Below are 10528 nucleotides of genomic sequence, written 5' to 3'. Positions count from 1 at the left end.
AATTTCAATACATGAAAATAAAAAAATTAAAAAATAAAATAATATTTTCAATAAAATTTTAAAAAAAATATACAAAAAATCTCAACTTATAAATTAAATAGAAAATAAGCACAAAAAAACAAGAAAAATCTTAAACAGGAAATGTATACAATATATTAAAAAAGAAAAGAAGTTAAGTAATCTTATTTGATTACTTTACTTTTTATGATTTCCACTCTTTTGAGAGGGTAGATTTTTTTAGCGTTGTGGTAAATTTCAGATGCTAATTTACCGTTTACAACAACTTTTACCAAATCATCAAATGATCTTTCAGCAGCTGCTTCAACAAGTAAATCTTCAATTACTTTTCTCATGTATCTTTGTTGGGAAGATTTAGCTCTCCTGATAGTTACAGCAAGTACTTGAAGTTTGATTTTACGATCATCTTTAGTTTTAACTACTGCAGAAGCATCGATTCTGGAAGTTCCTCTTCTAATCATACTTCTTACATAATCGGTAGTGGTTTTGTGACCGGTGAATTTGGTGTTTGCAACTTCACCTGCAACATTATCGATTTCAAATCTGAGTTTGATGTATTGTTTTGAGAAATCTCCGGTTAATTCTCTCATAGTAACTTCTACGCCTCTTCCAATGAGAAGTTCTGGATCTTTTGCTGGAGTTTCTCCAATTTCTTTATCTTCAAAGTTCACTGGTGTTTTGATAGTATACCAGGATTTTTCTTTCCATGTATCACGTACTCTACGTCTTGATTTTGCTTTTGCCATTATATCAACCGTTTAAATTTAATATTTATTATATATAGTAATCTAGCGTTTCGCCAATAAAATTTTAAAAATAGTCCTTAAATTAAGCAGTACATTAAATACTACACAAAATAAACTGTAAAAATGATTTTAAATAAGTATATATTTACAATCGTTTATTTGACTATTGAGAGTTCTACTCTCTTTATTTAAAGAAATATTTGTAATTAAGTTTTATTTTATAAAACCCGCCCATAAAGGTTATAATAAATTATTTTATTCATCATATATAAAGATTATCGAAATTTGTGAAAAACATTGGAAATTAATTGATGGATGAAAAAATAAAATTTATGATGATTTTTGAAATTTGGATTGAAAATGAATATTTGCGCTTTAAATAGAAAATAAAGGCTTTAAAATTGTTATCTAAAAAAGTTTACAATAGAATAAAAAATGTATCTAATAGATTAATTCTCCATGAAAAAGTGTTGAATTAAACTATTATAATTGCTGTTCGGCCTTGATTTGGTTGACTCTAACTATAGGAATTCCGCAATCAATTGCAACTTTTTGCGGAGAATAACCTGCACGAAGAAGATTCAAGATAATTTTGTCCTCACCTTTCTTAATACCTTTCTTAATACCTTTTTTCTCCTTATTTTCACCATATTCATCCATAAGAGCCATAATATCCCAAATAAGAAAAATATACTTACATTATAATAGACTTAAAGATTAAATTGTCTTTTAATAGCATTAACCCTCGATAAAGGAACACCTGCATCACTTGCGATTTTATGAGGAGCCTGACCGGCACGAAGAAGATTCAAGATAATTTTGTCCTCACCTTTCTTAATACCTTTCTTAATACCTTTCTTAATACCTTTTTTCTCCTTATTTTCACCATATTCATACATTAAACTCATCCTATCACCCAACAAATCACATAATATATTTCTTTTTTGAACATTTACAACAAATTTATCCACAATCAACCATTCAATACCATACAATAATGATTTTATTGAATGAGGCAAATCCTTAAATTCAATTAAAGTATCAACAACATAATCAATATATTTCTCAACATCCCCTGTTTTTTCAATAATAGGGACCAAAGAAAACAATATTAATTCTTTTGCAGTTATTTCAATATCATTTTCTAATTTGTAATTTATAGTATTAATAATTTCATCAGCATAATAGTCTGACAGACTAATAACATCATACTTAAACACATTATCCTTGTTAATTTTGTATGTTACTTGTTTTGATTTTTCTGCTGTTGTAAATACACATAAATTAACTTCTTTTTTGATTTTATCCAACCTATAAGTTGATATTGCCACATATATGTAGAATCTTTGATGATGTTTCTTTTCCAGTTTAATTGATTGGAGTTCGATTATCAGAATCTCATCATCTAGTTCCAGTATTATATCCGGTACAAATGTTGTTGGATCCAATTGTCGCAGCTCTTTAGTTATTATTTTAACTTTTTTGGATTTTTTACCCAAAATATTTAAAAATGTCCGTGCATCTTCCTCGCAGACATCCTTAAAAATCATATCCTCCTGAAATTCTGTCATGTTTAAACCCCTTATAATCAGTTAAATAATACATATTAACTTAAAACTATTTAAATTTAACTTTTAAGGAATTTAATAACTTATTGAAGTAAATATTACAATATTAAATCAATTTTTCAAAGTTAAAGCAATATTACTAAGTAAAAGCAATTTTACAATATGAAAACAATGAAAAAAAATTCAAAAAAATAACAAAAAAGAATAAGGAGAAAAACTCCCAGAAAAAAAGCCTAGTTTTTCATAAACTCAACATGATTAATGTAACGTTTCAATACCTCACTAATAGGTCCTTCATCCATTACCAGTTTAATGCCCAAATCTTCAGCCTTAATTTTTGATTTGAAACCGAATTGAACTGAAATTAAAACATCACAATCTTCACAAGCCTTTAGGACTTTACTTCCCTGATGCTTTGAATCTAGTGCTATTTCAACAGATCTCATCTCAACAAAGCTCAATTCATCATCATAGTCATAGACATATACTGATTTTCCTTTTCCAAGGTGTAAATCTACATTTTCACCATCGGAAGACACTACAGCCAAACGCATTAAATCACCTATACTTCAGCACCATCCAATGCATGATGACACCCGCAATCAGGCAAATCATCCGCATTTTTAATGAAATTATATATTAATTCAAGCAGTTCTTTTTCTTTCAATGCAACCATTTCAAATACTTCATCAATGGTTAGTTCATTTTCAGATATTCCTGATGCATAATTAGACACAATACAGATGGAATTATAACATATTTCCCTTTCACGCGCAAGGGTTACTTCAGGAAGCCCAGTCATTCCAACCAAGTCCCCTCCAAGCATCTTAAACATTTTAATCTCAGCAGGGGTTTCAAATCTAGGCCCTTCTGTACACACATAAGTGCCTCCCAAGATTACATCCCCTGATTTTGCCAAAATATCTCTTAAAGTTGGACAATATGGTTCAGTTACATCTATATGAACTACCTTATCTTCATAAAAAGTTTTCTTTCTATCCTGTGAGAAATCAAGAAAATCGTCTGGAATAACAAATGATCCAGGTGGCATTTCTAAGTTCATTGAGCCAACGGAGTTAGTGGCAATGATTTGTGTAACCCCCACATTTTTCAATGCATCAATGTTTGCTCTAAAATTAATTTTATGTGGTGGAATAGAGTGGCCTGAAGCGTGACGTGGAATGAAAGCTACTTTTTTTGAAAAAATATCCAAAATGGAAACTTCTACATCCCCATAGTCAGTTTTAACTAGTTTTGTATTAACTGCATCAGCTTTTTGGGTAATCTCATATACCCCACTACCACCAATTATGCCTATCATTTTAAACTACCCTTTACAAACAGATAACGGTTTAACCTTTGCAACAAGTTTTGCAATTCCAGTACTGTCAGATACTCTAACAACTGAATCCACATCCTTATAAGCACCAGGTGCTTCTTCTTCAATGACATGTTTGCTTGTAGCTTTGATTTTAATGCCTTTTGAAGCTAAATCATCAGTAATCTTATCAGCATCATATTCTTTTTTAGCTTTAGACCTTGACAATACCCTTCCAGCACCATGAGCAGTTGAACCAAAAGTTTCCTCCATTGCAACTTCTGTACCATGCAATACATATGAGGCAGTTCCCATAGTACCTGGAATCAAGACAGGTTGGCCAACTTCCCTGTATTTTTCAGGAACTTCATCTCTACCCGGACCAAATGCACGGGTAGCTCCTTTTCTGTGAACTAAAACTTCCATTTCATTATTGTAAATTTTGTGAGTTTCCATTTTAGCAATATTGTGAGCCACATCATAGACAATATCCATTTCCATGTCTTTTGCGGATTTTCCTAAAATATCCTCAAAGGTTTCACGAACCCAATGAGTCATCATTTGCCTATTGGCCCATGCATAATTAGCTGCTGCAGCCATAGCTTGAATATAATTTTGTGCTTCTTTTGAATTAAGTGGAGCGCAAGCCAATTGCCTATCAGCGATTTGAATTTTGTAATTTTTATAAGCCTTATCCATTATTCTTAAATAATCAGAACATATTTGGTGTCCGCATCCTCTTGAACCGGAATGAATCATAACAACAATCATTCCCTTTTTAAGTCCAAATACCTCTGCAACCTCTTCATTATAGATTTCATCTACAACTTGAATTTCCAAAAAGTGATTACCGGAACCAAGTGAACCCAATTGTGGAATACCTCTTTTTTTAGCCTTATCAGAAACAATGCTTGAATCTGCATCAATCATTCTTCCGTTTTCCTCTAAAACTTCTAAATCTTCTGGCCAACCATATCCGTTTTTAACGGCCCATTCAGCACCATAATCAAGTACATCGTTAATTTCATCCCCCTCAAGCTTTATTTTACCTTTGCTTCCAACACCTGATGGGATGTTTTTAAACAATGCTTCTGTAAGTTCATCTAATTGATCTTCAATATCTTCAATAGTTAAATTGGATTTAATAAGTCTAACTCCACAGTTAATATCAAATCCAACTCCTCCTGGAGATACAATACCATTCCTTAAGCTGAATGCTGCAACTCCACCAATTGGAAACCCATATCCAAAATGAATATCTGGCAAACCTATGGAGTATCTTTGAACACCCGGAAGACAGGCAACATTGACAATCTGTTCAACTGCCCCCTCTTCAAGTGCTTCAAAACTTTCATCATCAATATAAAATCTTCCAGAAGCCCTCATTTTCTTGTCATAAGAGCCCGGAATCTCATAAACATTATCTCTAACTTTTTTAATTTCATCTTTGATAGTCATAAAAATCACAAAATTATTATGCTTTAATATTTGTTTTAAGTATTTAAATAAGATTATGGTGAAAAAAATAGGTTTAATTAAAAACCGTTTTCATCAATGATTTGTTGAACATTAAACAATGGTTAAAAATAAGATTATTTTCTAAATAAAGCAGACATGCCTGCAATAAGTAGGAATATTGCACTAATTACATTAATATATTCAGAACCGACAATAACAAACATTGTTGCAATAACAAATCCAACACCTGCAACTTCTGGATTTTTTCGAACATAATATGTTGCTGCAAGACCTAAAATTGATGCAATAATTGCTACAAGCCCTAAAAAAGGAGTGTGTACTGTTCCAACACTTTCAAGAAATATCAGAAATGAGCCTGAAAATATACCAATTACAGATCCTATTAGACCCATCGCAATTTCGAAGTTTCTTGATACGGTTCTTGTTCTTTTCATGTTAATGCCTTTGTCTTTAATATTATATAACCTTTACAAATCGACAATTGCCTGAAGTTCAACATCATGAGTTTCCCTAACATCCATTTTATGGAATGTTATTGCCTTAATTTCTGTTTTTCTCTCATGTCTGTCCCAATCAATTGTTTCCCCTTTTATTGTTGCCTTTAAATGGAAGTTTTTAGAAATTTCAACATAAAATTCACTGAAAAGCATGAATTCAACTTCATGGTAAAACAATAACTCTTCCAGATAATCATAAAGTAAAGATACATTGTCTTCTGAAGTAATTTCAAAGGATATTTCATTTTTAGCTTCAATATCACTAGTATCTGATATTATATTAAAAATAGCCAAACCAGCATTTTCAAATGCTTCATTTAAGTTTTCACCGTATGCTTTAAAACCAATATCGGCAGTCACATCAAAATACTCAAAATTTTTCATGATTTTTCCTCAAAAATATTACTTCACAAATGCTCTCTCACTCTTTGTTTATATTAGACTTTTAACAATTTTAAATATAGTGATTGATATGATGAGAAATAATGACACCACTTTAAAAGCTGATTTAAGAAAAAAGACTTCAATAAAAGACGAAATTATATATAGCGGAATAGATGTTCAATCTTGCATGGTAATGCTTGTTGTAATAGCAGCATTACTTTTATCTGTTATTTCTGTTGTAGCAGCGCAAAATCCATACATTATTTAAATGGATTAATTTGTTTTAAAAAATACCAAACCCTATCTCTACATTAGATTACAAGCTTACCATGCAATTAATCTAATGTTAACTAATGATTGCAGGAATTAAATGACATAGTCATCGGGGTTAAAACGCAATATAATTTCCCTAGAGTTTCCCCTAACCCCTTTTCCTGTAAATTTGGTATCTATTAATCTTACAAATTCTAATTTTTCCAATGCTCTTGAAAATGACCCCTTACTAGCCCCAGTTTTTTCAGTGAATTTATCGGATAACTCGCCTGCCATACAAACATCATCAAAATCGACTATTATTTTTAGCAAATCTTTTTCTATATCACTTAGTGAATCGATAGTTTGAGAAATGTTGATTGAAATTAAAGAGTCAACGGCCTTATTAAAGTGTTCCTGTGTAATTTCACGACTTGCTGAAGCTTCAGCAACATTACCGCAGGATTTTAAAAGGTTAATTCCAGTTCTTAAATCACCGTTTTCTAATGTGTACATTGCAACTTGCTCTAAAATATCATCTGGCAAAACGCCAGGGAAAAATCCTGCTTTTGCCCTATCACGTAAGATATTTTCAATTTCTGCGTATGTATATAATGGGAAATTGATTTCTTGAGGAATAAACACAGTATTTACGTTTTTATCAAAAGAATATCTAAATTCTAAATCGGACAATATTGCAAAAATACCTGTTCTAACTCCAGGATATTCTTCATATGCTCTTAAGATATCATAAACGACCTTGTTAGCGTTTTTAGATTGGAACAAATAATTGATATCATCCAATGCAATAACTAGGGATTTGTTGTTTTTTTGAAGTTCATGCATGATTTGATCATATATTCTTGCAAATGGCACTCCTGTTTCGGGAGGAATATGTCCAAATAACTTTTTGAAGACTTGTGAAAAAATTCCAAAACGTGTTGTGTGAATTTGACAATTGATATAAACACATACAACCTTCTCTGTGCTTTTTTCAACATGTTCAAAAACTTTTTTAATCGCAGTAGTCTTTCCTGTTGCCGGTGACCCCAAAACAACCGCATTTGATGGTTGACCTCCCCTTATAGCCGGCCTTATTGCTATTGCCATAGCTTCCATTTGAGTATCCCTGAAGTTATAGTTCGGAGGTACATAATCAGGATCAAAAGCATTTATGTTTTGAAAAAGGCTTTCATCATACATTAAAATATCTTCAATTCCCATAATATCTATTATATTTAAACTAATATTTATTTTTTTTAATCCAACAAATTAATCATATTAACTGATTCATTGTCTTTTATCCATTGGGTAAACTTCTCAGCATACATTAATTTTTTCTTTTTAAACTCATCAGCCTCACTTAAATCTTTTTCAAGATTTGGTCTGGAATATTTAGTTACAATATCACCAAAGTCCATTCCGGCCAAAATAATCTCTTCTGCTCCAAGTGCAACCGCCAAAAAGAGTGCTCTGTCACCGTCTGTAAAACCTCCAAAGTTGTAAAGGTTTCCTACAGGCTGTGCTTGTGTTGTTCCCAAAACACTTGTGAAATATGGGGTTAAACTTGCAATTTTATCAATGTTGTCTCCATGTGCATGAATTACAATATTTGCTCCCCTTAAATTTGCAATTAAAATGTCATCAAGGTTTCCATCCAAATCAGTTGCAATAATGTCTGGAGATAATCTTTCTTCAATTAATGCTGTTGTTGCGCCGTCAGCTGCAACCAAAACATATTCCTTTAAATCATAATCCTCTTTTAATAATTGAACATGTTCTTTTAGGGAAGGTCCTGCACCAAACACGATGAATTTACTTGAAAACCCAACGATTTCTCCCAGTTCATCCAATGTAAGGCAACCTTCAGTTGATAAAATTTCATCCAATAGTTTTGCTGATGCTTCATCACCCGGTCTTGAAAAGCCAAAATCATCAAGAATCTCTTTGTAATATTTTTCCCAAAGTCCAAATTCCATATTTAAACCTCACTATATTAAAATAAGCAGTTTATTTTTTAAATAATTTATGATGAAAATTAGCATTCATTGATTGACAACATTAATTTCATGGCCTGTAATGTGTTTGTAGAGATTTGCAATTTGTCTTAGGGTGTATCCGATGAAAAATGCAGAAATGACTGTTCCAACATAAACAGCACCAAATACATTTGTATACCACAATCCACAAAGTATTAGGGCTATTGTCACTACTGTGGCATCAAAAATTATTTTAACTGTTGAAAACCTCAAATTTGTAACGATTGCGATTGCTTCAACACAACCTTCGCCTGGAAGCGGTGCAATGTTGGCAGGCATGTAAATGAATATTCCAAGTGCAAGTAAAACTATACTAAGTGCCAAAAACAATACACCCATCACTAAAGACCCATCAAACGGTAAAAATGATACCAGATATAGCGCCAAATCAGTGAAATATCCAAACAGAACACAATTAATCAGCTGCAATAATCTTTTTTTCTCAAATTTGGAGCGTAAAATCAGAAATTGGATTAATATCAAAGCAGCATTAAAAATAAAAGTTGTCATTCCAATATTAATATGGGTTATTAAAGTTAAAGCATAAGCAAGAGAACTTATTGGTGTTGTTCCAAGTGTTGATACTATTGAAAATGCCACACCTATTGACATTATAAACAGACCAACGACAAATTGGCAGATTCTTTTAAATGTTAACTCTTCGCCACTGAATTGCATACTAGATTGTTTATATTCACTAGTATTTAAACAATGACGAAAAATAAGTTATATTCCTAAACAATGACCTAAAATGTACATTAAAATTATGGCAAAATATGAATAAAAATAGCATTAAAAATATTTAATAAGTATGAATGTAAAAAATATATATAGCTTGAAATTTAGCTAATTGTTATAATTGGAGGAATGTAATGAAAGATATTTTATTAATGCTTCCTGGACCAACAACAGTACATCCTAGAGTTCTCAATGCAATGTCCAAAGCTGTTGTAAACCACAGAAGCGCTCAATATGGTGAAATATTAACTGAAACAACTGAATTAATGAGTAAAGTTTTCCAAACCCCAAACAATTCTTATTTATTAACTGGATCTGGAACTGCTGCTATGGAAGCAGGTATTGCTAATACTGTAGCTCCTGGCGAAAAAATGTTAAATGTCGTAGGTGGAAAATTCGGAGAACGTTTCATGAAAATCGCAAATACTCATGGAATCGAAACCCAAGAATTAGCAGTTGAATGGGGAACTGCAGTAACACCTGAAGCTATCGAAGAAGCTCTTGAAGCTGATGAAGATATTAAAGCAGTTAGCGTGATCCACAATGAAACTTCTACTGGTGTGGCTGCACCTATCGAAGAAATCGGTAAAGTAATGAAAAATTATGATGCTTTATACATCGTAGATACCGTATCATCCCTTGGAGGGGATTATGTGGATGTTGAAAAATTCGGCATTGACGTTTGTCTTACCGGATCACAAAAATGTTTAGCAGCACCACCTGGAATGGCTGCTATTACCTTAAGCGATGATGCATGGGCCGCAGTTGACAAAGTTGAAACCAATACTTTTTATTTAGATATGAAAGCTGTAAGAAAAAGTGGAGACAAAGTCCCACCTGAAACTCCATACACTCCATCTGTTTCCCTTACTTACGCAATGAATGAAGCTTTAAAGATGGTTATGGAAGAAGGACTTGAAAACAGAGTTGCACGCCACCACAAAGCAGCTAAAGCTAGTGTAGATGCAGTTAAAGCATTAGGTCTTGAATTATTTGCTGATGAAAAAGTATCATCTGCAACAGTAACAGCTGTAAAAATGCCTGAAGGAATTACAGATTCCGACTTTAGAGGAACCACCCGTGACAAGTATGGTGTTGAATTGGCTGGTGGACAAGACCACTTGAAAGGAAACATTTTCAGAATTGGACACATGGGAAATATCTCCTACAAAGAATTAACCCAAACTTTTGCCGCAATCGGTATGACCTTAAAAGGTTTAGGTGTAATTGAAGAAGCTGGTGCTGGTGTAGCATCTATTGCAGAATCATACTTATGATTCTGTCTTATTATTTTTTTTGAATTTATTTGTTATAAGTTATAATTTTTTGAAAGTTTAGGCTAATAAGTTATAAGTAATATATTTTTTACATAGCTATTTTTGAGTATAACTTATAAGTAAACTATTTTTTACGTGATAAAATTTTTTCATGATAAGTTATAAGTAATATATTTTTTACATATTAGAAGTTATAAGTTTGAAGTTACACT

General features: G+C 32.0%; 13 protein-coding genes. 2 read left to right on the top strand and 11 right to left on the bottom strand.

The window, feature by feature from the left end; genetic code table 11:
- Positions 1 to 182: 182 nt before the first annotated feature.
- The 8 genes from ACKI32_RS00505 to ACKI32_RS00470 form a co-directional block, all read right to left on the bottom strand.
- Entirely contained in the window at positions 183 to 764 is a 582-nt protein-coding gene (locus tag ACKI32_RS00505) for a 30S ribosomal protein S3ae (RefSeq protein ID WP_407412723.1), read from the bottom strand.
- A 483-nt stretch (positions 765 to 1247) separates the two neighbouring features.
- The gene (locus ACKI32_RS00500) at positions 1248 to 1433 is read right to left on the bottom strand and encodes a hypothetical protein (protein WP_407412722.1); all 186 of its coding nucleotides are present in this window, start codon (positions 1431 to 1433) and stop codon (positions 1248 to 1250) included.
- A gap of 41 nt (positions 1434 to 1474) precedes the next feature.
- Positions 1475 to 2335 carry a hypothetical protein gene (locus ACKI32_RS00495; protein ID WP_407412721.1) on the bottom strand — a complete coding sequence of 287 codons (861 nt, stop codon included), beginning with the start codon at positions 2333 to 2335 and terminating at the stop codon, positions 1475 to 1477.
- 230 nt (positions 2336 to 2565) lie between these two features.
- Positions 2566 to 2886: a NifB/NifX family molybdenum-iron cluster-binding protein gene (locus tag ACKI32_RS00490; RefSeq protein ID WP_407412720.1), complete on the bottom strand. Its 321-nt coding sequence runs from the start codon at positions 2884 to 2886 to the stop codon at positions 2566 to 2568.
- A gap of 8 nt (positions 2887 to 2894) precedes the next feature.
- On the bottom strand, positions 2895 to 3653 hold the full coding sequence (gene mtnP, locus ACKI32_RS00485) for an S-methyl-5'-thioadenosine phosphorylase (RefSeq protein ID WP_407412719.1): 759 nt from the start codon (positions 3651 to 3653) through the stop codon (positions 2895 to 2897).
- 6 nt (positions 3654 to 3659) lie between these two features.
- Positions 3660 to 5108: an RtcB family protein gene (locus ACKI32_RS00480; protein WP_407412718.1), complete on the bottom strand. Its 1449-nt coding sequence runs from the start codon at positions 5106 to 5108 to the stop codon at positions 3660 to 3662.
- 134 nt (positions 5109 to 5242) lie between these two features.
- The gene (locus ACKI32_RS00475) at positions 5243 to 5563 is read right to left on the bottom strand and encodes a hypothetical protein (protein ID WP_407412717.1); all 321 of its coding nucleotides are present in this window, start codon (positions 5561 to 5563) and stop codon (positions 5243 to 5245) included.
- Positions 5564 to 5596: 33 nt separating this feature from the next.
- Entirely contained in the window at positions 5597 to 6010 is a 414-nt protein-coding gene (locus tag ACKI32_RS00470) for an archease (RefSeq protein ID WP_407412716.1), read from the bottom strand.
- An 88-nt stretch (positions 6011 to 6098) separates the two neighbouring features.
- Here ACKI32_RS00470 and ACKI32_RS00465 point away from each other — a divergent pair, with 88 nt between their 5' ends.
- Positions 6099 to 6278, top strand: coding sequence for a hypothetical protein (locus ACKI32_RS00465; RefSeq protein ID WP_407412715.1), 180 nt, complete (start codon positions 6099 to 6101; stop codon positions 6276 to 6278).
- Positions 6279 to 6376: 98 nt separating this feature from the next.
- On the opposite strand, the gene ACKI32_RS00460 is transcribed toward ACKI32_RS00465, so the two are convergent.
- The 3 genes from ACKI32_RS00460 to ACKI32_RS00450 form a co-directional block, all read right to left on the bottom strand.
- A complete protein-coding gene (locus ACKI32_RS00460) occupies positions 6377 to 7486 on the bottom strand; it encodes an ORC1-type DNA replication protein (protein ID WP_407412714.1) in 1110 nt (369 codons plus the stop codon).
- Positions 7487 to 7521: 35 nt separating this feature from the next.
- Positions 7522 to 8241, bottom strand: a complete 720-nt coding sequence (locus tag ACKI32_RS00455; RefSeq protein ID WP_407412713.1) for a 6-hydroxymethylpterin diphosphokinase MptE-like protein — start codon at positions 8239 to 8241, stop codon at positions 7522 to 7524.
- A gap of 66 nt (positions 8242 to 8307) precedes the next feature.
- Complete coding sequence (locus ACKI32_RS00450; protein ID WP_407412712.1) at positions 8308 to 8979, bottom strand: YczE/YyaS/YitT family protein; 672 nt, start codon at positions 8977 to 8979, stop codon at positions 8308 to 8310.
- Positions 8980 to 9173: 194 nt separating this feature from the next.
- Here ACKI32_RS00450 and ACKI32_RS00445 point away from each other — a divergent pair, with 194 nt between their 5' ends.
- Positions 9174 to 10316 (top strand): pyridoxal-phosphate-dependent aminotransferase family protein, encoded by a 1143-nt coding sequence (locus ACKI32_RS00445; RefSeq protein ID WP_407412711.1) that lies wholly within the window; start codon positions 9174 to 9176, stop codon positions 10314 to 10316.
- Positions 10317 to 10528 lie beyond the last annotated feature (212 nt).

Origin of the sequence: Methanobrevibacter sp. (assembly GCF_045611865.1) — an archaeon.
Classification (GTDB): Archaea; Methanobacteriota; Methanobacteria; order Methanobacteriales; family Methanobacteriaceae; genus Methanocatella.
This window is presented reverse-complemented; position numbering and strand designations above follow the sequence as displayed.